We start from the raw sequence: 23,732 nt of genomic DNA, 5'->3' as shown, positions 1-23,732 counted from the left end.
TTCAGCCCTGCTATACATTCCACCCATCTTTGATATGATTGTTATAGATATACCTTTCCTTATTATAAAATCGCATTAGGCCGATACGTTGTGCTCTGTCAGCACAGCCCGTCGGCGCGCGGCGCCAAACTGGACGGATCAAACATGAAATTGCAGCAGCTGCGTTACATCGTTGAAGTGGTCAATCACAATCTGAACGTCTCTTCAACGGCTGAGGGGCTTTATACATCGCAACCCGGGATCAGTAAGCAAGTACGTATGCTGGAAGACGAGTTGGGTATCCAGATCTTTGCCCGCAGCGGCAAGCATCTGACGCAGGTCACGCCCGCAGGCCAGGAAATTATCCGTATCGCCCGCGAAGTGCTGTCAAAAGTCGAAGCCATCAAATCAGTCGCCGGGGAACATACCTGGCCGGATAAAGGCTCGCTGTATGTTGCTACAACGCACACGCAGGCCCGCTACGCGCTGCCCAACGTGATTAAAGGCTTTATCGAACGCTATCCTCGCGTTTCGCTGCATATGCATCAGGGCTCGCCTACGCAAATTGCAGAAGCGGTGTCTAAAGGCAACGCGGATTTTGCTATCGCTACCGAAGCGCTGCATCTTTATGACGATCTGGTTATGCTGCCTTGCTATCACTGGAATCGCGCCATCGTGGTGACGCCGGATCATCCGCTGGCAGGCAAAGAAAAAGTCTCTATCGAAGAGTTAGCCGAGTATCCGCTGGTTACCTATACCTTCGGCTTTACCGGGCGTTCAGAGCTGGATACGGCGTTTAATCGGGCTGGCCTGACGCCGCGTATTGTTTTCACCGCGACGGATGCGGACGTGATTAAAACTTACGTACGTTTAGGGTTGGGCGTGGGCGTCATCGCCAGCATGGCGGTCGATCCGGTCTCGGATCCGGATCTGGTCAGAATAGAAGCTACGGACGTCTTCAGCTTCAGCACCACCAAAATCGGCTTCCGCCGCAGCACCTTTTTGCGCAGTTACATGTATGATTTTATTCAGCGTTTCGCGCCGCATCTGACCCGTGACGTCGTCGATACGGCCGTGGGGCTGCGCTCGAACGAAGATATTGAAGCAATGTTTAAAGATATTAAATTACCCGCCAAATAATTTTTTGCCCCTGCATCCCTATTCAGAGCCGCGACGCGGCTCTGCAATAATCATTGGTCCTGCCTGTTACTGCAATTGATAAAATCTTTTTATTCTTTTTACGTAAATGCCGCCCCCATCACATGTTTTTCCAAAGTTATTCATTAAATGAGAAACAGTACACATTTTTCAGCGGGCATCTTTGCGCACCTCCAGGATGATTCTCATACTCTGGTTATCAAGGCGCGACAGGGCGCGAACGGCAAGGAGGTTTCAATAAATGCTGATTTATCAATGGTGCGAAATGGTGCGAAAAAACAGCTATTGTCAGTAAATTTGGCTTAAAGGGTAATTTGTTAACGCGAGTTTGGTTAAGTACGATCAATAGATTTCATAAACTTTAATGAATACTATTAATCGTTCGGCGTAATAAAAATAGCTGGATTTCACGCCATAAAATGTTTAGGATTCCTCCTAATTTCTGATTGCTCAAAACAATCGTTTCAATGAGAGTGATTATCAAAAACTATGGCTAGCAGAATTTCTGTAGAAACCGACTTCGGTCACAAAGCTCTGAAGGTTCAGCGTAACAGCAATCTGAGACGCAAGGCCTGGTTAGCGGTATTCGCCGCATCGGCGCTGTTTTGGGGAGCTGTTGCAGTCGTGATTTGGCAGATATGGGGGTAGCGATGCACCTGCAGTATTCGGATCAAAAACCACAGCAAGCTGTTAAGTTGAAAAAAGTAGAGTGTAAAAGCAAAGCGAGAGAGAGCATCATCCCGGAAAGCTGGGGGCTGAGCGAAGTGCAACGCAACTTTATTGATTTTATGACGGATAAAACGAATAAAGCTTAAGCCTTACGCTTATATTCACTCTTTGTTTTAACCATGACAAATATAAATATTAACATTATTTAACGGACCAGCTATTTCTGGTCAGGGCACGCTGTCGGCCCAACGATGGGAAACCACAATGGCAACCCATTGATAAACGGTAAAACCTGCTCGCAAAGGCGTGAGGTTTTGAAGTAATACGTTTGGTCTTATAAGACCTGAGTGAGGGCAAAAATGAATTTAACTCAAATGACATGGTTCAGTGCCTGGACGTTTTCAGCCTTATTCTGGGCTAGCCTGCTCTGGCTGAGCATGGTCATGCATTAATAAAGCATATTTAAACAGATATTAACGACGCTTCGCTGAGCAATCAGCGGGGCGTTTTTCTTTTATGCTTCATCGATGTTATCAAAACGTTACGCCAACTTTGTACTATCTTTAAATCAAACCCTGCTTTTATTCAGGTTATGCGAAGATAAACGAAGGAGGAGTAATGTCGTCTACCCTACGTGAAATAACAAAAGACGCGCTGGAAGTTAAAGGTCAACGTTATCACTATTACAGCCTGGCCAAAGCCGCCGGGCAGCTTGGCGATCTCTCCCGTATGCCCAAATCCCTGAAAGTGCTGCTGGAAAACTTGCTGCGCTGGCAGGATGAAGATTCCGTTACCGATGAGGACATCCGCGCGCTGGCAGGCTGGCTGGCTCAGGCGCATGCCGACCGCGAGATCGCCTATCGGCCCGCCCGCGTGCTGATGCAGGACTTTACCGGCGTGCCCGCGGTGGTCGATCTGGCCGCTATGCGCGAAGCGGTGAAAAGACTGGGCGGGGACGTGGCTAAAGTGAATCCGCTTTCGCCAGTCGATCTGGTTATCGACCACTCGGTTACCGTTGACCGTTTCGGCGACGACGACGCCTTTGAAGAAAACGTGCGTCTGGAGATGGAGCGTAACCATGAGCGCTACGTCTTTTTGCGCTGGGGGCAGAAAGCCTTTAACCGTTTTAGCGTGGTGCCGCCGGGCACCGGGATTTGCCACCAGGTCAACCTGGAATATCTCGGCCAGGCGGTATGGCATGAAATGCAGGACGGTGAGGAAGTTGCCTATCCCGACACGCTTGTTGGCACGGACTCGCACACTACCATGATTAACGCGCTGGGCGTGTTGGGCTGGGGCGTGGGCGGTATCGAGGCGGAAGCCGCTATGCTGGGGCAGCCGGTGTCAATGCTTATCCCTGACGTGGTTGGCTTCAAGCTTAACGGTAAACTCAATCCTGGCATTACCGCCACGGATTTAGTGCTGACCGTGACCCAGATGCTGCGTAAACACGGCGTGGTAGGGAAATTCGTTGAATTCTATGGTGATGGCCTGGCTGACCTGCCGCTGGCGGATCGCGCTACCATCGCCAATATGGCGCCGGAATATGGCGCAACCTGCGGCTTTTTCCCGCTGGACGACGTCACGCTGGGCTATATGAAACTTACCGGCCGCAGCAGCGAACAGGTGGCGCTGGTGGAAGCCTACGCCAAAGCGCAGGGGCTGTGGCGTAATCCCGGCGATGAGCCGGTATTTACCAGTTCACTGGCGCTGGATATGGCTACCGTTGAAGCGAGCGTAGCCGGGCCGAAACGGCCGCAGGATCGCGTTTCGCTGGGCGAAGTGCCGCAGGCTTTCCAGGCCAGTAACGAGCTGGAAGTCAATCGGGCGCAGAAACAGCACCAGTCGGTCAGCTATCGCGACAGCGCCACGGGCAAGGAGCATCAGCTGGAAGATGGCGCAGTAGTGATTTCAGCCATTACTTCCTGCACCAATACCTCCAATGCCAGTATCCTGATGGCGGCGGGCCTGCTGGCGAAAAACGCGGTAATGCTTGGCCTGGACCGCAAGCCGTGGGTAAAAGCGTCGCTGGCGCCGGGATCCAAAGTGGTTTCCGACTATCTGGCGGCGGCGCGACTGACGCCTTATCTGGACAAGCTGGGCTTTAACCTTGTTGGCTACGGCTGTACTACCTGTATCGGTAACTCCGGCCCGCTGCCTGACGCTATCGAGAGCGCGATTAAAAAAGGCGACCTGACGGTTGGCGCGGTGCTTTCCGGCAACCGCAACTTTGAAGGCCGAATCCATCCTTATGTCAAAACCAACTGGCTTGCTTCGCCGCCGTTGGTGGTGGCCTATGCGCTGGCCGGCAATATGAATGTTAATCTGGAAACGGATCCGCTTGGTACTGACAAGACCGGCAAGCCGGTATATCTGAAAGATATCTGGCCGTCACCGGAGGCGATTGCGGAAGCGGTACAGCTGGTTTCCACCGATATGTTCCATAAAGAGTACGCGGAAGTGTTTGAAGGCACGCCGGACTGGCAGGCCATCAGCGTTAGCGAAGCGGCCACCTACGACTGGGACGAAGGATCTACCTATATTCGCCTTTCACCGTTCTTTGATGATATGGAAAAAGAGCCGAAGCCGGTTGTTGATATCAAGGGCGCCAGGATCCTCGCGATGCTGGGCGACTCGGTCACTACCGACCATATTTCGCCTGCCGGCAGTATCAAAGCGGAAAGCCCGGCCGGGCGCTATCTGCTTGCTCATGGCGTCGAGCGGGGCGATTTTAACTCTTACGGCTCGCGACGCGGCAACCATGAAGTGATGATGCGCGGTACCTTTGCCAACATTCGCATCCGCAACGAAATGGTGCCGGGCGTGGAAGGCGGCATGACGCGTTTCGTGCCCGGCGACGAGCAGCTGGCGATCTACGATGCGGCGATGAAATATCAGCAGCAGGGGACGCCGCTGGCGGTGATCGCCGGGAAAGAATATGGCTCCGGCTCCAGCCGCGACTGGGCGGCTAAAGGCCCGCGCCTGCTGGGGGTGCGCGTGGTCATCGCCGAATCTTTTGAGCGTATCCACCGTTCAAATCTGATTGGGATGGGCATACTGCCGCTGGAGTTCCCGGAAGGCGTAACGCGTAAAACGCTGGGGCTGACCGGTGACGAGCAGATCGACGTGGAAAACCTGAGCCAGCTGAAGCCCGGCGGCACGGTGAAAGTCACGCTGACCCGTGCGGACGGCAGTCAGGAAACGCTGCAAACGCGCTGCCGTATCGATACCGGCAATGAGCTGACCTACTACCGCAACGACGGCATCCTGCACTACGTTATACGTAACATGCTGGTCGAGAGCTAAAATAAAAATGCCCCTGATAAGGGGCATTTTTTTGCGCGGAAGGGGGAAAGCGCCGCGCGGAAAAACAAAACGGGACGCTGTCGGCCCCGTATCCGTTACTCTTTTGGCAAGAGATGACCCATCTTCTCGGCTTTGGTATCAAGGTAGTGCGCGTTTTCAGGATTGCGCCCGACAATCAGCGGCACGCGCTCGATGATATTAATCCCCGCCTCGCTAAGGATCTCGACCTTACGCGGATTGTTGGTCAGCAAACGCACTTCATTAACGCCCAGCAGCTTAAACATGTCCGCGCAAAGGGTAAAATCGCGCTCGTCGGCCGCAAAGCCAAGCTGGTGGTTAGCCTCAACGGTATCGTAGCCTTTATCCTGCAGGGCATAGGCGCGGATTTTATTCAGCAGACCGATATTGCGGCCTTCCTGACGGTGATAAAGCAGAACGCCGCGGCCTTCTTCCGCGATATGGTTCAGCGCCGCCTCCAGCTGGAAACCGCAGTCGCAGCGCAGGCTGAACAGAGCATCGCCCGTCAGGCACTCGGAATGCACGCGCGCCAGCACCGCCTCGCTGTTCGTTATATCGCCATAAACCAGCGCCACATGGTCGTGACCGGTTGCCAGTTCTTCAAAACCAACCATGAGGAAATCTCCCCACGGCGTGGGCAGTTTGGCTTCTGCTACCCGTTTAAGCTGCATGTGACTCTCCAGATACATCAGGGGCTGCGCTAACCTTTGCGCCGACCATTCATAATAGCTATTTTGCCACAATCGGGCGTCGGGCGGTTAACCTCTTCGAGCGATTGTTTTAATACCGCACAATTATCGCCATCTCAATCAATATGTTATTATTTTTTATCACGTTGTCATCAGAAATAAATCAATGCCTTACTGAATCGCCGGGGAAAGCCATGTTTGAGATCGCCAAACGCACCACGCTGGGTGCTCTGTTGCTGTTGATTATGCCGTTCGGCGTGCTGCTGTCCGGCTGGCGCTGGCAGCCGGTGGAAACAGGGTGGGGCCATCAGCTGCTGTTCTGGCTGACCGAAACCGTGACCAGTCCATGGGGAACCTTAACCAGCGTGATCCTCTGCGCGTGGTTCCTGTGGTGCCTGCGCTATCGCCTTAAGTCGGCAATTATTCTGTTGCTGATCGTGGTGTCGGCAATCCTGCTCGGGCAGTACACCAAAACGTTTATTAAAGATCAGGTACGCGAGCCGCGCCCTTATGTGCTGTGGCTGGAGCAAAACCACGGGCTTGATGAAAAATACTTTTACGAGCAGACCCGCAAGCAGCGCAGCGTAATGGTGCGGGAAGCGATTGCGGAAGATCCTCGCCTGCCTGACTGGCTGAAGGCGCACTGGGAATTTGAAACCGGCTATGCTTTCCCTTCTGGTCATACCATGTTTGCAGCCAGCTGGGCGCTGCTGGCGGTAGGGCTGTTATGGCCTCGCCGCCGTATCGTCACGCTGTGCGTGCTGGTGGCCTGGGCGATTGGCGTGATGGCAAGCCGTCTGGTGCTGGGAATGCACTGGCCGCGCGACCTGATTACCTCAACGCTTATCAGCTGGGTGCTGGTCACGCTGGCGACCTGGCTGGTGCAGCGCTACAGCGGGCCGCTCACCGTTCCGCCGGCGGAAGAGCAGGAAATAAGCGAACGCGACGAGGCGTGATTGTGTTCGCGCCGTTTGCCCCCATAACCTGAGGATTGGGCAGGCATTTCATGCGCCCTGCGCGCATCAGGCAAGCAACAGGGCTAATTTTTTGGCATAATTCATCTGGTTATCACCAGACTATGGGACGGACTGTGAAATACTTGCTGATTTTTTTACTGGTTTTAGTGATTTTCATTATCTCTATTACGCTTGGCGCGCATAACGATCAGGTGGTTACCTTTAACTATCTGCTGGCGCAGGGCGAATATCGCGTTTCGACGCTGCTGGCTACGCTGTTCGCTGCGGGTTTTTTAATCGGCTGGGCGATTTGCGGTCTGTTCTGGCTCCGTCTGCGCGTGGCGCTGGCTAATTCCCAGCGTAAACTGAAACGTCTCCAGCAGAAGCTGGGGCAGGCAGAAGAAGCGGCGGCTCAGCCAGCCGTGCCTGCCGTTAAGGAATAATCCCCTATGTTGGAACTGCTGTTTCTGTTGCTGCCTGTTGCCGCTGCCTATGGTTGGTATATGGGGCGCAGGAGCGCGCAGCAGGATAAGCAACAGGAAGCGAGCCGCCTGTCGCGCGATTACGTCGCCGGCGTCAATTTCCTGCTGTCCAATCAGCAGGATAAAGCGGTCGATCTCTTTCTGGATATGCTGAAGGAAGACAGCGGCACGGTAGAGGCGCATCTGACGTTGGGTAACCTGTTTCGCTCGCGAGGCGAGGTTGACCGGGCTATCCGCATTCATCAGGCCCTGATGGAAAGCGCTTCGCTGACCTACGATCAGCGCCTGCTGGCCGTGCAGCAGCTGGGCCGCGACTATATGGCCGCGGGTTTTTACGATCGGGCGGAAGAAATGTTCAGCCAGCTGACCGATGAGACGGACTTCCGCGTCGGCGCGCTGCAGCAGCTGCTGCTTATTCATCAGGCGACCAGCGACTGGCCAAAAGCCATCGAGGTGGCCGAACGGCTGGTAAAGCTGGGCAAAGAAAAGCAGCGTATGGAAATTGCGCATTTCTACTGCGAGCTGGCGCTCCAGGCGATGGGCAGCGACGATCTGGATCGCGCTATGGGCCTGCTGAAAAAAGGCGAATCCGCCGACAGGCAGAGCGCCCGCGTCTCGATCATGATGGGGCGTATCCACATGGCGAAAGGCGACTATGCAAAAGCGGTTGGGTTTTTACAGCGCGTGATAGAACAGGATAAAGAGCTGGTCAGTGAAACGCTGGCGATGCTGGAAACCTGCTATCAACAGCTGCAACAGCCCAACGCCTGGGCCGAGTATCTGAAGCGCTGCGTTGAGGAAAATACCGGCGCGGCGGCCGAGCTTTACCTCTCTGACGTCATTGAAAAAGACGAGGGCGGCGAAGTGGCGCAGATCTATATTAATCGCCAGCTGCAGCGCCATCCTACCATGCGCGTTTTCCATCGTCTGATGGATTACCACCTGCATGAAGCGGAAGACGGTAGGGCAAAAGAGAGCCTGATGGTGCTGCGGGATATGGTCGGCGAACAGATCCGCACCAAGCCGCGCTACCGCTGCCACAAGTGCGGCTTTACCGCCCATGCGCTTTACTGGCACTGTCCTTCCTGTCGCGCCTGGTCCTCGGTTAAACCTATCCGCGGCCTGGACGGGCAATAAACCGGCCAGCGGCTCCTGTTGTGGAGCGCTGGCTTTTTTAACAGGTCAAAAATAGTTACAACATACCAATGAGTAAACTTCATATCAGGGTTTCAGCAGCAATGAGAGCCGCATGGTCTGGCAGGCGAAAAGGGAAAACTTGCCGCTAAACTGTGAATTTAACGACGTCGCAGGTAGAATGCTTGCCGTTTATCTCCTGCACCCTGCGGTGCGCTATTTCAGAGGGTTTCAACATGCAATCATCTCACGGCTCCCGGATCCTGGTGGCGCTGGACTACGCTAATCACGCCAGCGCCATGGCCTTTGTTGACCGTATCGATCCGCGCAGCTGCCGCCTGAAAGTCGGCAAAGAGATGTTTACGCTGTTTGGCCCCCAGCTGGTGCGGGATTTACAGCAGCGCGGCTTTGAGGTGTTTCTGGACCTGAAATTCCATGACATCCCCAATACCACCGCACATGCCGTTGCGGCGGCGGCCGATCTGGGCGTCTGGATGGTTAACGTCCACGCCAGCGGTGGCGCGCGGATGATGACGGCCGCTCGTGAGGCGCTAAAGCCCTTTGGTAAAGACGCGCCGTTGCTGATCGCCGTGACCGTACTGACCAGTATGGAAGCGGAGGATCTGCGCGGGATTGGCATCGAGCTTTTGCCAGCGGAGCATGCTGAAAGGCTGGCGCGGCTCACGCAGCAGTGCGGCCTGGACGGTGTGGTATGCTCAGCGCAGGAAGCGGCGCGCTTCAAACAGACGCTGGGCAGCGATTTTAAATTGGTCACGCCGGGCATTCGTCCTGCGGGCAGCGAGGCGGGCGATCAGCGGCGCATTATGACTCCGCAGCAGGCGCTACAGGCCGGGGTGGATTATATGGTGATTGGTCGTCCCGTCACCCAGGCCGCTGACCCGGCAGCCGCGTTGAAGAACATCATCGCATCACTTCAGGAGGCATAATGGCCGATAACAACAGCCGTCTGGTCTATTCCACCGAAACCGGACGCATCGATGAACCCAAAGCGGCGGTACAGCGGCCAAAAGGCGACGGCATCGTGCGCATACAGCGGCAAACCAGCGGCCGTAAAGGCAAGGGCGTATGCCTGGTCACGGGCGTCGATCTGCCGGATGCCGAGCTGGAAAAGCTGGCGGCCGAGCTGAAGAAAAAATGCGGCTGTGGCGGATCGGTTAAAGAGGGCGTGATTGAAATTCAGGGCGACAAGCGCGATCTGCTGAAAACGCTGCTGGAAGCTAAAGGGCTGAAAGTGAAGCTGGCGGGCGGCTGAAGCAAAAAGGCCGCGTTTTGTCGCGGCCTTGTGCTTTCTTTGCTTAACGGTCAGCCGTTACCGGCTGATCTGATGACCGATGATCCCGCCCACAGCGGCACCGCCGACGGTGCCCAGACCGCTGCCGTTAGAAAGAATAGACCCGCCGATAGCACCTGCGCCCGCGCCGATAGCGGTATTGCGATCGCGTTTCGACCAGTTTGAGCATCCGCTTAAGGAAAGCACCAGAGTGGCGGCCAGCAGGCCAGCGGTAATACGTTTAATTGTTACTGACATAGTCACTTCTCCATCATTGCTGCTGCAGGAATAACGCTATAAGTATAGAGGTTTACCTTGCCTTTTGGCCCGGATACGCCCGTTTCTTAGCGATTTATCTCACGTAAATAAAACATTGCCATCATATATCACGTCGTTCTTACCGTACTCGTGAAGCAACACTTACACATTTGTTAAGTTTCAGACTTATTTCTGTAAAGGTATTGCTGGCACGTATTCTAAGCATAGACGATCGTCTTCACAGGTAAAAAATCTTAATTTCCCACGCTTTTTACCGTCACCCAGCTAATTTCTGCCACGCATCCAGCGATTGCCTCCATACCCTGATGGCTGGCCAGCGGGGACAATGTAGAAAAAAGTGGGAGAAACCAAATGCTGGAAGAACTGAAACAACAGGTGTTGGAAGCCAATCTGGCGCTGCCTCGCCACGGTCTGGTGGTGTTCACCTGGGGTAACGTAAGCGCGGTCGATCGTGAGCAGGGCCTGATAGTGATTAAACCTTCCGGGGTCAGCTATGAGGCGATGAAACGCGAAGATATGGTCGTGGTCGATCTGCACAGCGGCGAGGTGCGGGAAGGCAATATGCGGCCTTCTTCCGATACCGACACGCACCGCGCGCTCTATCTGGCCTGGCCTGAGGTAGGCAGCATTGTCCATACGCATTCCCGCCATGCCACCATTTGGGCGCAGGCGGGCAGAGAGATCCCCGCCTGGGGCACTACCCACGCCGATGATTTTTACGGCGCCATTCCCTGTAGTCGCCAAATGACGCCGGAAGAAATCGGCTCCCGCTATGAGTGGGAAACGGGGCAGGTGATTATCGAAACTTTCCGTGAAAAAGATCTGGATCCGCTGGCTGTGCCGGCCGTTCTGGTCAATTCCCACGGCCCGTTTTGCTGGGGAAAAACGCCGGAAAAAGCCGTGCATTCGGCGGTCGTGCTGGAAGAAGTCGCCTATATGGGCATTTACAGCCAGCTGTTAACGCCGTCGCTGCCCGCCATTCAGCAACCGCTGCTGGACTGCCATTATTTACGCAAGCACGGCAGCAATGCCTGGTATGGTCAGATAAAATAATTTAATCAGAAATCATAACGTTATTTCCCTCCACCGGTCTTTGCGGTAAAAACCGTCAGTTATTAGCGCCTCGCTGGCTTTCAGGCCGGCGGGGTGAAAATAATTTACCTTTAAAATCAAACGAAAGTACAGCCGTCTCGCACTCTGCATTACGCTTGGAGCGCGCTTAAGCGCACCCATAAACAGAGGATGAGAATATGACCGTAATTAATCAGACCACCTGCCGGCTGTTTAGCGAAGCTGGACAAACCACTCAGCTTTCCGCCTACTACGAAGAAGGACGACGCACGTTATGGATGATGCTACGCGCGCAGCCGCGCCCCAGCTTTAACCATGAGCTTATCGAAGAGATAATGAACCTTAGCTATGCCGCGCAGCGTTCCGGCTTGCCCATCGACTTTTGGGTAACCGGCTCGCTGGTGCCGACGATGTTTAATGCGGGCGGCGACCTCGGATTTTTTGTGGAATGCATTAAAAACGGGCGTCGTGAAGCGCTGCGGGCCTACGCGCGCGCCTGCGTGGACTGCATTCATGCGGCGGCGCGCGGGTTTGATACCGGCGCGGTGACCATCGCCATGATCGAGGGCAGCGCGCTGGGCGGCGGCTTTGAGGCCGCGCTGGCGCACCACTTTATCCTGGCGCAGGACACGGCGCGCATGGGCTTCCCGGAAATTGCGTTCAACCTGTTTCCGGGCATGGGCGGCTATTCGCTGGTGGCCCGGCGTTCGGGCATGAAGCTGGCGGAAGAGCTGATCTGCGAAGGAGAGTCGCATTCGGCGGAATGGTTCGAAACGCGAGGGTTGGTCGATCGGCTGTTCCAGCCGGGCGAGGGCTACCAGACTACCCGCACCTTTATCGACACGATGAAACCGAAACTCAACGGCGTCAGAGCGATGTTAAAGGCGCGTCAGCGAGTATTGCAGCTGACGCGGGCAGAGCTGATGGATATCACCGAAGATTGGGTGGAATTCGCCTTTTCTATCGAACCCAAGGATATAGCCTATATGGAAAGGCTGGTACAGCTGCAGAACCGCCACAGCGCGCAGGTTATGCGTAAAGCGGGTTAAGCACCGGCGTAACGTTTTGCCAGCCATTGCTCCAGCGCGTCTGCGGGCATAGGCCTGGCATATAAAAATCCCTGGCGAGCGTCCACACCGCTCGCCATTATAAATGTCTCTTCCTCTGTCGTTTCGATACCTTCCGCGATAACCTGCAAATTCAACGCCTTCGCGACCGCGACAATCGCCCGCACCAGCGATTGTGAAACCGGCTGACTGTTAACGCCGCGAATAAAGCTTTGATCCAGCTTGATGGCGTTAATCGGCACGCGCGCCAGCTGCGAAAGGGAGGAGTAACCGGTGCCGAAATCGTCCAGATGCACTTCCGCTCCCAGCGCCTGGAACTGATTCATCAGCGTCAACGCCTGCTGCTCGTTTTCAATCAGGCAGCTTTCGGTCAGCTCAATATCCAGCGGGCAGCTCGCCAGGTTCGCTTTGCCCAGCGCGCGCTTCAGATCGATATAGATGCTTTCATCAAGCAGCTGGCGCGGCGAGACGTTAACGGCCACGCGCAGGTTGATGCCTTTTTTGCGCCAGGCCAGGATCTGTTCAAGCGCGGTCAGCATGACCCAGCGGCCCAGCGGCACGATCAGCCCCGACTCTTCGGCATAGGAGATAAAGTCCGCCGGTGAAACCAGCCCGCGTTCCGGCGACACCCAGCGTACCAGCGCCTCTACGCTATGCACTTCACCGGCCCGATCCAGCTTGGGCTGATAGTGGATAATCAGCTGATCCTGCTCCAGCGCCTTGCGAAGATTGGTATCCAGCCAGAGATATTCAAATACCCGCTGATTCATTTCAGCCGCAAAAATGCAGTACTTGCCGCGCCCGTTCTCTTTTGCCGTATACATGGCCGTATCCGCATTGCGGATCAGGCTCTCGCGATCTTCACCATGCTGCGGACTCAGCGCGATGCCGATAGAGCAGCCGGAATAGACTTCAATCAGCCCGATGCGGAAGGGCTGTCTGAGCCTGTCGAGAATGCGCGTAGCCATCGCTTCCAGCTCTTGCTGCGTCGCGCCGACCGCCAGCACCAGGAATTCGTCGCCGCCCAGGCGCGCCAGCGTCTGGTTCTTTGCCAGGCAGCTTAAGATAGCCAGCGACACCGCTTTTAACAGCTGATCGCCGAACATATGGCCATAGGCGTCGTTAACCTTCTTGAAATTATCCAGGTCGAGATAGACGATACCGATCTGCTGCTGCACCTCTTCCGCCAGCGCTTCTGCGATAGCGTTATTGATCGCATTACGATTGGGCAGGCCAGTAATGCCGTCGGTGTTCGCCAGTACCCGCAGACGCTCCTGCGCCCGTCGCTCTTCGGTAATATCGGTGCCGGAGCAGATCAGGAAGATTTCATTTTTCCCGCTGCCGCTGTGGACAAACTTGTTTCGGAAAAGAAACAAACGCTGTCCCTGACGGGTTTTCACCCATCTTTCCACTTCGTAAGAGTTGCCGTCGCGGAAAAAACCGCTGATGTTGCGACGTGACGAAGCCGCCTCCTGGCGGGTCATAAATAGTTGGAAGACGTTGCGGCCGATAACTTCCTGCTCTTTCAGCCCGGTATACTCCTCGCTTTTGCGGTTAAAGCGCTGAATATTGCCGCGCTGGTCCAGGATAACGATCACCGAGTTGGCTTCCGACACCACCTGTTCGGCAAACGAAAGGCCCAGCGCCAGATCGCGCGCCACGCTTGCGGTATCGCCCCAGGCGGAGGCGCTGCCCGCCCATTCGGTCTGGTTAACGCGGCGGCCAACCAGATGCATGGAAAGCGGCTCGCCATACAGCGACACCGTCAGGTTCACGCTGGAGGTGATCACGGTCATCGCGCGCAGCAGGCTCGCCTGCGTAGGCGTTAAGGGGATAACGACGTGCGTATCGGCCGATTCATCCTCTGCAAATAAAAGCGCATCGCTGTCGGACTTTAAACGCCAATGAGGGCTGTTAGTACCAAACCAGGTATAAAGTAGTGATTGCCCTTGCTCATCGGTCATCAGATTTCTCCCTGGAGGATGCAATACAGGCTGTATCTTCTTATTTTAGCAACAGTATTCGGCAAACAGGATAATCACAAGCGCAATGTTTAAGATATTTTTTATGTCGGAAATTAACTATGGCGAAAAAAGCCCCGACCGCGCGATCGGGGCGGAGATCAGCAGGGACATTTTCCGACTTTTCCCGCCACGGAAGGAAAGCGGGCTTCCAGGCAGTAGCGGTGAAACTCTTTCTCCGTCATGGCCTTATTAGCGGGATGATGCTGCTGCATATGTCGCAGGTAGGTTTGATAGTCCTGAACGCCAACCATCAGGCGAAAACACTGCGCCAGCCGCGACATTAACAAACGTAACGTTAGTGATTCTTTTAATACCGTTGTGGCTAAAGGTCGACAGCGGATCACCTGAAGCCGGTTTCTTGCAGGTCGGGAAAAAATCGCTCTAGCCATGACGCGCCTCGCTTCGCAGGGAAATATCGGCTTCGTGCACCGTCGGACTTTGACTGTTTAATGCGCGACGAATGACGAAAAAAGCCGCGATAAGCATGGTAACGGCAACCAGCATAAAAAAGGCGCAGAGCGCGGCGTTGATCTGATTGCTGAACACGATAGTCTGCATATCCGCTACAGTTTTGGCTGGCGCGATAATCATGCCGTCCTCAATGCCTTTAGAAAACTTTCTGGCCTGAGCAAGAAAGCCAATGGCCGGTTTTTCGTGGAAAATCTTCTGCCAGCCTGCATACATTGAGGTGATAAAAAGCCACGCCGTCGGCAGGATGGTCACCCAGGCGTAACGCTGTTTTTTCATCTTAAACAGGACAACGGTGCCGAGGATCAGCGCCATTGAGGCCAGCATCTGATTACCGATGCCGAACAGCGGCCACAGCGTGTTGATGCCGCCAAGCGGATCGACCACGCCCTGATAGACAAAGAACCCCCAGCCCGCTACCGCCACGGTGGTGCCCGCCATATTGCCCAGCCAGGAACGGTTGTTCGCCAGCGACGGCACCACGGTGCCCACCAGATCCTGCACCATAAACCGGCAGGCGCGGGTGCCCGCATCCACGGCGGTCAGAATAAACAGCGCCTCAAACAGAATGGCAAAGTGATACCAGAACGCCATCATGGCGCGGCTGTTAAACACTTCGGTAATGATATGCGCCATGCCTACGGCAAAAGTAGGCGCGCCGCCGGCACGAGAAAGGATAGTGCCTTCGCCAACATCTCTGGCGATGCCGCTCAGCATTTCCGGCGTCACCACAAAGCCCCAGCCGTTAATAGCCTGCGAGGCGGATTCTACCGTAGTGCCGATTAGTGCGGCAGGCGAGTTCATGGCGAAATAGACGCCAGGCTCAATGACCGAAGCGCAGATCAGCGCCATAATCGCGACAAACGATTCCATCAGCATCGCGCCGTAGCCAATCATGCGGATATGGCTCTCACGTTCAATCAGCTTGGGCGTGGTGCCGCTGGAGACCAGCGCGTGAAAGCCGGAGATAGCGCCGCAGGCGATAGTGATAAACAGGAAAGGAAACAGGCTGCCGGCGAACACCGGGCCGCTGCCGTCAATAAAACGCGTCACGGCGGGCATTTTCATCTCCGGCATGGCAAACAAAATGCCGATAGCCAGACCAACAATCACGCCGATTTTCAGGAAGGTGGAAAGGTAATCGCGCGGCGCCAGCAGCAGCCACACCGGCAGCACGGAAGCGACAAAACCGTAAATAACTAACACCCAGGTCAGCGTAGTGCCTTTGAGGGTAAAAAACGGCCCCCAAAACTCGTGTTGCGCGATGTTGCCGCCGTAGATAATTGCCGCCATCATCAGCACAAAACCAATCAGCGATACTTCTGCGATTTTTCCCGGACGCAGAAAGCGCATATAAATCCCCATAAACAGGGCAATAGGGATGGTGGCCGCGATAGTAAACAATCCCCAGGGGCTGTTGGCCAGCGCTTTGACCACCACCAGCGCCAGCGCGGAAAGAATAATGATCATTACGCCCAGCGCGCCCAGCATGGTTACAACGCCCGCGAACGCGCCCAGCTCCTGTTTCGCCATTTCGCCCAGCGAGCGGCCGTCGCGGCGGGTGGAGATAAACAGGATCAGGAAATCCTGTACCGCACCCGCAAGCATTACGCCGATCAGGATCCACAGCGTGCCGGGCAAAAAGCCCATTTGCGCCGCCAGAATCGGGCCGACCAGCGGGCCGGCGCCGGCGATAGCGGCAAAATGGTGGCCGAACAGTACCCATTTATTGGTGGGCACGTAGTCCAGCCCGTCGTTGAGCCTTTCGGCGGGAGTGAGCCGACGGTCGTCCAGTTCGAACACGTTTTTGGCGATAAAGCGGCTGTAGAACCGCCATGCGATGCTGTAGCAGGCCACGGCGGCCACCACCAGCCAGAGCGCGTTAACCTGTTCACCGCGGCTGAGCGCCAGCATGGCGAAGGCGATCGCGCCGACTATCGCCACGCCGGCCCAGACAATGGCCGATTTTACCTTGATCATCACAATACTCCTTGTTATCTCCCAGCGAGATAACGCTAAAGTAATGTTGATATTTTGTTAGTGAAAGCAGGGGGAATAAGAAGTGTGAGGCAAGAGGTTTTTTTCTCCGCGCGACCTCAGAGAGCAAGGGCGACAGAAGCAGGCGGGACAGGGCGTCCCGCCTGACAGAGCATCAGGCTGCCGGACGAGCCACGATGCTACGGGTTTCCATCCGCACTTCTGCGATGGTCACTTCGATCAGATCGGTCACGCGATAAACCACTTCGCCTTTGATCTGCACCGTGCCGCTTTCCTGGCTGCATACCATCTCATCACGTACCGCGTGAATAAACGGCGCAGGGATAAAGGCAACGGCGCCGTTAGCGGTCAGGCGCACGCGCATGCCGCCGCGAGACACATCGATAATCTCCGCCGCAAAGCGCTCGTCGGTGCCCGCCGCTTTCTGCAGGAAACGGGAATAGAGCCAGTCGCCCACGTCACGCTCTGCCATACGGTTCAGGCGGCGGCGCTCGCTCATCTTCACGGTAATCTCATCCTGCGGACGGGAAGCCGCTTCGCCTTTGATCATCGCTTTCAGCAGGCGATGGTTGATCATATCGCCGTACTTACGAATAGGCGACGTCCAGGTCGCATAGGCTTCCAGTCCCAGCCCGAAGTGCGGACCAGGCTCGATGCCGATTTCGGCGAACGACTGGAAACGACGGATGCGGCTGTCCAGGAACTGGGTCGGCTGCGCGTCCAGTTCGCGACGCAGCACGCGGAAACCTTCCAGCGTGGCGATAGCCTGCGGATCGACCTTCACGCCGTGGTTTTCCAGCACGCTGGCGGCCTGCTCGGCGTTCACCAGGTCAAAACCGAGGTGAATGTTGTAGATCCCGAAGCCCAGCTTCTCGCGCAGCACGGTGGCAGCGCAGATGTTGGCGGTGATCATCGCTTCTTCCACGATGCGGTTAGCGATGCGGCGATGTTCAGCAACGATATCCAGCACTTCGCCTTTTTCGCCCAGCAGGAAGCGGAAGTCAGGGCGATCTTTAAACACCAGCGCGTGGGTTTTACGCCACTCGCCGCGCGCCAGGCACAGCTTGTGCAGCAGACGGATCTGGGTAGCGATCGCGTCGTTTTCCGGCTGCCAGTCGCCGCTGTTTTCCAGCCAGTCGGAAACCTGGTCGTAAACCAGCTTGGCTTTGGATTCAATCCAGGCCGCGAAGAAGTGGATATCTTCGCCCAGCGTGCCGTCGGCCGCTACCGTTACGCGGCAGGCAAGCACCGGACGGCGCTCGTTGGGACGCAGCGAGCAGACGTCATCGGAAAGCTGGCGCGGCAGCATCGGAATGTTAAAGCCCGGCAGGTAGTTGGTGAACGCGCGCTCGGCGGCAATAGCATCCAGCTCGCTGTTCGCCGCCACGTAAGCGGTCGGATCGGCGATAGCGATAGTCAGGCGCAGCTGGCCTTCCGGTAATGCTTCTACGTACAGCGCATCGTCCATATCTTCCGTGCTGGCGCTGTCGATGGTAACAAAATCCAGCGCGGTCAGATCTTCGCGCTCAAGCTGCTCGTCAAGCATCTCGCCAGCCACGGCTTCCGGCGCTTCGCGCTCCAGATTGTGGTGGGAAAGCGTCACCCACCACGGCGCCAGATGGTCGTCAGCGGTGGTGATAAAAGCGGTCAGCTCGGCGTAGAAAGTGCGATCGCCTTTCAGCGGATGGCGCTTCATCTCGGCCACGGCCCAGTCGCCAGCCTGGAATTCATGATTCAGGTTGCGGTCGGGACGGCACTGAATAGCGTCTTTGAGCAGTGGATGATCGGGCACGATAGAAAGGCGATCGTCTTTCTTCTGCACGCGGCCGACAAAACGCGTCAGGAAAGGCTCAACAAGTTTTTCCGGATCGGCGACTTCACGATCCTTATCGGTTTGCAGCACGGCAACAATGCGGTCACCGTGCATCACTTTTTTCATGAACGGCGGCGGAATGAAATAGCTTTTCTGGGCATCAACTTCCAGAAAGCCGAAGCCTTTTTCGGTGCCTTTTACCACCCCTTCAACACGCGGCGTCTGGGAGTGGAGTTTCTCTTTGAGCTGCGCGAGCAGCGGGTTATCCTGGAACATAATCTCAACGTTTTCGTGGCCTAAGAGCGGCAGACAGTTTTACGCGATTAACCGCCCCGCGGCAAGTAAAAAGCCCGGAAAATCGCGGGCTTTGCGAGACTGTGCGCTGAATTGTCGCGCTTTTTTTGGCACGGGCTGGCGGCGGCAAAAGGGCGGAAGAATTTTCCAGCCGCGAATGCCTGTCGCCAGCCGTAAGAAATAAAAAAGCCGGGAAAATCCCGGCCTGGTGTTAGCGCATTGTGACTCAGGCGATACGCAAGCCTGGCTTCACTTCGGACAGGGTGATTTTCACCGGCACCGATTTAGACGTTGGCGTGCCGCTGCCGTCGCCAAAGCTGGAAAGCGGCACCAGCGGGTTGGTTTCCGGATAGTAGGCCGCCAGGTTGCCTTTTGGAATGTTGTAAGGCACCAGCTTGAACTCGCTGACTTTACGGGTGATCCCGTCGTTCCACAGCGTTTCGATATCCACCTTGTCGCCCGCCGCAAAGCCCAGACGCGCCATATCTTCCGGATGGATAAACAGCACTTCGCGCTGGCCATACACGCCACGGTAGCGGTCATCAAGGCCGTAAATCGTGGTGTTGTACTGGTCGTGCGAGCGCAGCGTTTGCAGCGTAAACGGCACTTCCACATCCAGCTGCGGGAACAGCGAGTCCGGCAGGCTGGCGGCGCTGAACTGCGCTTTATTGTTCAGCGTATTGAAACGGAACTCTGCCGCGGCGTTGCCCAGATAGAAACCGCCCTTGATATCGCACTTAGCGTTGAAATCCGTAAAGCCCGGAATGGTAGCGGCGATATGGTCGCGGATCAGATTGTAATCCGCTGCCAGGCCCAGCCAGTCCACTTTTTCCGAACCCAGCACGGCGTGCGCGATACCGGCAACGATCGCCGTTTCGGAACGCTGCGTCTCGGCGATAGGCTTGCCCACGCCTTCAGAGGCGTGAACCATGCTGAAGGAGTCTTCCACGGTGATAAACTGCGGGCCGGTCGCCTGGATATCCTGCTCGGTACGCCCCAGCGTCGGCAGGATCAGCGCGTCAACGGCACCAGGACACAGGTGGCTGCGGTTCAGCTTGGTGCTGATCTGCACGGTCAGGCCGCAGCGACGCAGCGCCTCTTCGGTGCGCGGGCTGTCCGGCGCGGCGGCGGCCAGGTTGCCGCCCAGCGCGATCAGCACTTTGATCTCGTCACGCAGCATCGCTTCCAGCGCTTCAACCGTGTTGTGACCGATTTCGCGCGGTGGCTCAAAGCCAAAGTGTTTGCCCAGGCTGTCGAGGAAGGCCTGAGAAGGCTTCTCGTCAATGCCCATGGTGCGGTTGCCCTGCACGTTGCTGTGGCCGCGAACCGGGCAAAGGCCTGCGCCTTTTTTGCCCAGCTGGCCAAACAGCAGCTGCAGGTTAACGATCTCGCGCACCGTATCCACAGAATGCTTGTGCTGCGTGATGCCCATCGCCCAGGTACAGATCACGCGCTCGGCGCTCTGGTAGATAGCGGCCGCTTCACGGATCTGCTGTTCGGTCAGGCCGGACTGCTGAACGATATGCGACCATTCCGTCGCCTCGACGGCAGCCAGGTAAGCTTCCATGCCTTCGGTTTTGGCATTGATAAAGACTTCATCAAACAGGCCAGGTTCGCCAGCAGCCAGACGGGCATAATGCGTTTCCGCCAGCGCTTTCACCATGCCGCGCACCGCTGCCATATCACCGCCGAGGTTCGGCTGATAATAGGTAGAGCTGATGGTGCCCGCTTTACTGGTTACCACTTCCAGCGGCTTCTGCGGATCCGCAAAGCGCTCCAGGCCACGTTCGCGCAGCGTGTTGAAGGTCACGATTTTTGCACCGTGATCGGCGGCGTGACGCAGGCTGTGCAGCATACGCGGGTGGTTGGTGCCGGGGTTCTGGCCGAAAACAAAAATAGCGTCCGCATGATCGAAATCATCCAGGCGAATAGTGCCTTTGCCCACGCCGATGCTGCGCTTCAGGCCGGTGCCGCTGGCCTCGTGGCACATATTTGAGCAGTCCGGGAAGTTATTGCTGCCGTTCATACGGCCAAACAGCTGATAAAGCCAGGAGGCTTCGTTGCTGGCGCGGCCAGAGGTGTAAAGCTCCATCTGGTCAGGATTGTCCATCGCCTTGATATGGCGGGCGATCAGGGCAAACGCGTCGTCCCAGCTGATGGGCTCGTAATGGTCGGTTTCACGATTGTAGCGTAGCGGCTCGGTCAGGCGACCCTGATATTCCAGGAAGTAGTCGCTCTGCTTATAGAGGGCGGAAACGCTGTGTTGAGCAAAGAAGCTGGCGTCGATAAAGCGGCGCGTCGCTTCCCAGGTCACGGCCTTGGCGCCGTTTTCACAAAAGCTGAAGGTGCTTTTGTTATCGTCGCCCCAGGCGCAGCCGGGACAGTCAAAGCCTTTGGCTTTGTTCATGCGCATCAGGTTGCGCATATTTTTCAGAACTTGTTTGCTGTCAAAAACGAAACGGGTTGTCGCTTCCAGTGATCCCCAGCCGCCCGCCGCCGCCTGGTAGGGTTTTATTGCAGTTTTAAATTTCATAGTGCTTCGCAGGTGGTTACAATGTTTTTGTCTTGTTAAGAAGTTATTACTTCTTTTATCGGCACAGTCTGTGACTTCTTAACAAAATTGTCTAATTGATTGCTTTAATCATGCGATAGGTGGGGTTTATCGCTAAAGCGTGAGACATATCAAAGAATCATACGGAAGCATATGCATTTCTCCGCGTCCCGTCTTGCGCTGGATCATACTCAGGCTTTCAGCCGGAAAGACGAGGGGCCTGTGAAAGAATTTGCCAGTAAAATTCATGCTTTCGGCAAAGCGCTGATGATGCCGATCTCCGTTATCGCCGCCGCCGGTATCTTTCTGGGCGTGGCGGCCGCGCTGCAAAACCCGGCGATAACCGGCGATGCGTTTGCCAGCCTGCACGTTCCACAGCTGATTATTGGCTTTATCCGCAAGGTGGCGGGCGCGCTGTTTGCCAATCTGCCGCTCTTTTTTGCCGTTGCCAGCGCGATTGGCCTGGCGAAAGCGGAAAAGCCGACCGCCGCCTTTGCTGCCGTTATCGGCTTTATCGCCATGCATGTCGGCGTCAGCGCCACGCTTGCGGCGCAGGGATTGACGGCGGCTACGACCACGCCGGAAGCGCTGCAGGCGAAAGGCATGGAGCAAACGGCCGCCATGATGACCTCGGCGGAATATATCCCGATGCTGGGTATCTTTACCTATAACATGAGCGTGCTGGGCGGCGTTATTGCCGGTTTGCTGACCGCGACCATTCATAACCGCTTCTATACCACGCAGCTGCCTACCGCTATCAGCTTCTTCGGCGGGCGACGTTTTGTGCCGATCGTGACCGTGCTGGTGCTGCCGCTGATGGGCGTGCTGCTGGCGGCGATCTGGCCCACTATCGGCGCCGGTATCGCCTGGGTTGGCGAGCTAATCGGCAAAAGCGGGCAGTATGGGGCGTTCTTATATGGCACCAGCGAACGCCTGCTTATCCCTACCGGCCTGCATCATATCCTTAACGAAACGGTGCGCTTCACGCCTATTGGTGGCGTCGCTACCGTGGATAATCAGACCATCGTGGGCGCGCTGAATATCTTTAATACCGCGCTGACCCATCCCGGCTCCGTACCGGATGACATTATCAGAAACGCCACGCAGTTCCTGGCGCAGGGAAAAATCCCGGTGATGATGTTTGGCCTGCCGGCGGCCGCGCTGGCGATCTATCACTGTGCGAGGCCGGAGCACAAGCAGCGGGTCAAAGCGCTGATGCTGGCGGGCGCGCTCACTTCGTTTACGACCGGCATCACCGAGCCGCTGGAATTCTGCTTTATCTTTGTTTCGCCCATTCTTTATCTGCTGCACGCGCTCCTTAGCGGCCTGTCTTTTATGCTGATGTCGATGCTGCACCTGATGATCGGCAATATTCAGGGCGGCGCTATCGATCTCGTGGTGTTTGGTATTCTTGGCGGCAGCAAAACTCAATGGTGGTGGACGCTGGTGCTTGGCGCCATCTACGTGCCGGTTTACTACTACGGTTTTCGCTTTGTTATCCTGCGTATGCGGGTAGAAACGCCGGGCAGGGAAGCGGAAGAGACGGAGCCGGAAAGCAAAACGGTCGCGGCCGATCAGCGTATTCGGGTGATCATTAGCGGACTGGGCGGCGAAGGCAATATAGAGGACGTCGATTGCTGCTTTACCCGACTGCGGGTGCGGGTAAAAGAGATGAAAGAGGTCGTCGATCAAACGCTGATGACCACGGGCGCCAACGGCATCAACCGCGTCAGCGACCACGATATCCAGGTCATTTACGGGCCGCAGGTTGAAAAAATCGCCAGCGAGGTGAAAGCTGCCCTGGGCGTGGCCTGACTGCTGCCGTCCCTGGCAGGCCGCATTTACAGAACGTTCGCCGTGTCAGGCTTTCCGGGCGAGGGCGGCGGCGACCAGGCCATCCAGCCATGCCTGATGGCCGTTAATCATCGGGTTTGGCGTGGTTTTCGCCAGTGCTTTAGCCGGATGGCCGTTCTGGGTTTCCTGGGTCAGGATACGTACGCGTCCGCCGGCCAAATCTTCCAGCAGCCAGGCATGATGCACATCCAGCCGCGTTTCGCCTTCGCCGGACCAGCCATGCCACGCCACGCGCGCCGGTTCGCCGGTGGATGGCGCTACGCATTCAGTTACCTGCGCCTCGACAGGAAAACCAAAAGTCGTGAAGTAGAAACGCACCTCCTGCGCCAGCTGCGGACCTTTACCGTGACAGAAACGAATATCAGCAACATTTTCATAATAGGTTGGCCACAGCGCTGGGGTATTCAACAGCGGCCAGACTTCCGCCGTGGACAGACCTGCCACAATAACCTCGTTCGAGGCGAAGTTATCACAAAAACCCGGAATATAGCCTTCAGGCCAGATAATAGCGTTCATTAGTCACCCATAAAAACAGAGCACAGCGCCAGTCGCTGTTGGTAAAGCGAGTATGCGGAGAGTGCTGATATAAGGCTAATCAGGGTTTGTTATTACTGATATCATGAAGAATGAT

20 protein-coding genes are annotated in these 23,732 nt (G+C 56.0%); 12 read left to right on the top strand and 8 right to left on the bottom strand.

Annotated features, from left to right (window positions below; translation table 11 throughout):
- The first annotated feature begins 144 nt into the window (after positions 1 to 144).
- The 4 genes from cysB to acnA all read left to right on the top strand — a co-directional run bounded on the left by cysB (position 145) and on the right by acnA (position 5,112).
- Positions 145 to 1,119 carry an HTH-type transcriptional regulator CysB gene (cysB, locus tag ACVWZ0_RS12230; RefSeq protein WP_253453834.1) on the top strand — a complete coding sequence of 325 codons (975 nt, stop codon included), beginning with the start codon at positions 145 to 147 and terminating at the stop codon, positions 1,117 to 1,119.
- A gap of 507 nt (positions 1,120 to 1,626) precedes the next feature.
- Positions 1,627 to 1,785, top strand: coding sequence for a YmiA family putative membrane protein (locus ACVWZ0_RS12225; protein ID WP_125287712.1), 159 nt, complete (start codon positions 1,627 to 1,629; stop codon positions 1,783 to 1,785).
- A 2-nt stretch (positions 1,786 to 1,787) separates the two neighbouring features.
- On the top strand, positions 1,788 to 1,952 hold the full coding sequence (locus ACVWZ0_RS12220) for a hypothetical protein (RefSeq protein ID WP_253453836.1): 165 nt from the start codon (positions 1,788 to 1,790) through the stop codon (positions 1,950 to 1,952).
- 472 nt (positions 1,953 to 2,424) lie between these two features.
- On the top strand, positions 2,425 to 5,112 hold the full coding sequence (acnA, locus tag ACVWZ0_RS12215; protein WP_253453837.1) for an aconitate hydratase AcnA: 2,688 nt from the start codon (positions 2,425 to 2,427) through the stop codon (positions 5,110 to 5,112).
- 95 nt (positions 5,113 to 5,207) lie between these two features.
- On the opposite strand, the gene ribA is transcribed toward acnA, so the two are convergent.
- Positions 5,208 to 5,801, bottom strand: coding sequence for a GTP cyclohydrolase II (gene ribA / locus ACVWZ0_RS12210; protein WP_125287710.1), 594 nt, complete (start codon positions 5,799 to 5,801; stop codon positions 5,208 to 5,210).
- Positions 5,802 to 6,013: 212 nt separating this feature from the next.
- Here ribA and pgpB point away from each other — a divergent pair, with 212 nt between their 5' ends.
- The 5 genes from pgpB (at position 6,014) to yciH (ending at position 9,664) form a co-directional block, all read left to right on the top strand.
- A complete protein-coding gene (pgpB, locus tag ACVWZ0_RS12205) occupies positions 6,014 to 6,775 on the top strand; it encodes a phosphatidylglycerophosphatase B (protein WP_253453839.1) in 762 nt (253 codons plus the stop codon).
- 134 nt (positions 6,776 to 6,909) lie between these two features.
- The gene (locus ACVWZ0_RS12200) at positions 6,910 to 7,218 is read left to right on the top strand and encodes a LapA family protein (RefSeq protein ID WP_253453841.1); all 309 of its coding nucleotides are present in this window, start codon (positions 6,910 to 6,912) and stop codon (positions 7,216 to 7,218) included.
- A 6-nt stretch (positions 7,219 to 7,224) separates the two neighbouring features.
- Entirely contained in the window at positions 7,225 to 8,394 is a 1,170-nt protein-coding gene (gene lapB, locus ACVWZ0_RS12195; RefSeq protein ID WP_253453843.1) for a lipopolysaccharide assembly protein LapB, read from the top strand.
- Positions 8,395 to 8,576: 182 nt separating this feature from the next.
- Entirely contained in the window at positions 8,577 to 9,338 is a 762-nt protein-coding gene (pyrF, locus tag ACVWZ0_RS12190) for an orotidine-5'-phosphate decarboxylase (RefSeq protein WP_437177806.1), read from the top strand.
- Entirely contained in the window at positions 9,338 to 9,664 is a 327-nt protein-coding gene (gene yciH / locus ACVWZ0_RS12185) for a stress response translation initiation inhibitor YciH (protein WP_253453847.1), read from the top strand. Before pyrF ends, yciH begins: the two co-directional genes overlap by 1 nt.
- Positions 9,665 to 9,721: 57 nt before the next feature.
- Here yciH and osmB read toward each other — a convergent pair whose 3' ends face one another.
- Positions 9,722 to 9,940, bottom strand: a complete 219-nt coding sequence (gene osmB, locus ACVWZ0_RS12180) for an osmotically-inducible lipoprotein OsmB (protein ID WP_125287704.1) — start codon at positions 9,938 to 9,940, stop codon at positions 9,722 to 9,724.
- Positions 9,941 to 10,312: 372 nt separating this feature from the next.
- Here osmB and ACVWZ0_RS12175 point away from each other — a divergent pair, with 372 nt between their 5' ends.
- A complete protein-coding gene (locus ACVWZ0_RS12175) occupies positions 10,313 to 11,014 on the top strand; it encodes an L-ribulose-5-phosphate 4-epimerase (protein WP_253453849.1) in 702 nt (233 codons plus the stop codon).
- Between the two features lie 197 nt (positions 11,015 to 11,211).
- On the top strand, positions 11,212 to 12,081 hold the full coding sequence (locus tag ACVWZ0_RS12170) for a crotonase/enoyl-CoA hydratase family protein (protein WP_253453851.1): 870 nt from the start codon (positions 11,212 to 11,214) through the stop codon (positions 12,079 to 12,081).
- Here ACVWZ0_RS12170 and pdeR read toward each other — a convergent pair.
- The 5 genes from pdeR to ACVWZ0_RS12145 form a co-directional block, all read right to left on the bottom strand.
- Entirely contained in the window at positions 12,078 to 14,063 is a 1,986-nt protein-coding gene (gene pdeR / locus ACVWZ0_RS12165) for a cyclic di-GMP phosphodiesterase (RefSeq protein ID WP_253453853.1), read from the bottom strand. The genes ACVWZ0_RS12170 and pdeR overlap by 4 nt on opposite strands.
- 158 nt (positions 14,064 to 14,221) lie before the next feature.
- Entirely contained in the window at positions 14,222 to 14,512 is a 291-nt protein-coding gene (locus ACVWZ0_RS12160) for a YbdD/YjiX family protein (RefSeq protein ID WP_253453855.1), read from the bottom strand.
- Positions 14,505 to 16,571, bottom strand: a complete 2,067-nt coding sequence (locus tag ACVWZ0_RS12155) for a carbon starvation CstA family protein (RefSeq protein ID WP_253453857.1) — start codon at positions 16,569 to 16,571, stop codon at positions 14,505 to 14,507. Before ACVWZ0_RS12155 ends, ACVWZ0_RS12160 begins: the two co-directional genes overlap by 8 nt.
- A gap of 172 nt (positions 16,572 to 16,743) precedes the next feature.
- Entirely contained in the window at positions 16,744 to 18,678 is a 1,935-nt protein-coding gene (locus tag ACVWZ0_RS12150; RefSeq protein WP_253453859.1) for an exoribonuclease II, read from the bottom strand.
- A gap of 244 nt (positions 18,679 to 18,922) precedes the next feature.
- On the bottom strand, positions 18,923 to 21,229 hold the full coding sequence (locus ACVWZ0_RS12145) for an FdhF/YdeP family oxidoreductase (RefSeq protein ID WP_253453861.1): 2,307 nt from the start codon (positions 21,227 to 21,229) through the stop codon (positions 18,923 to 18,925).
- A gap of 285 nt (positions 21,230 to 21,514) precedes the next feature.
- On the opposite strand from ACVWZ0_RS12145, the gene ACVWZ0_RS12140 reads away from it, so the two are divergent.
- Positions 21,515 to 23,062 carry a PTS transporter subunit EIIC gene (locus ACVWZ0_RS12140; RefSeq protein WP_301289695.1) on the top strand — a complete coding sequence of 516 codons (1,548 nt, stop codon included), beginning with the start codon at positions 21,515 to 21,517 and terminating at the stop codon, positions 23,060 to 23,062.
- Positions 23,063 to 23,107: 45 nt separating this feature from the next.
- Here ACVWZ0_RS12140 and ACVWZ0_RS12135 read toward each other — a convergent pair whose 3' ends face one another.
- Positions 23,108 to 23,617 carry an SRPBCC family protein gene (locus tag ACVWZ0_RS12135; protein WP_253453863.1) on the bottom strand — a complete coding sequence of 170 codons (510 nt, stop codon included), beginning with the start codon at positions 23,615 to 23,617 and terminating at the stop codon, positions 23,108 to 23,110.
- Positions 23,618 to 23,732: the final 115 nt, after the last annotated feature.

This window comes from Erwinia sp. TECH1 (genome assembly GCF_054057575.1).
The sequence above is the reverse complement of the archived record's forward strand: the minus strand, read 5'-3'. Positions and strand labels throughout refer to the sequence as shown.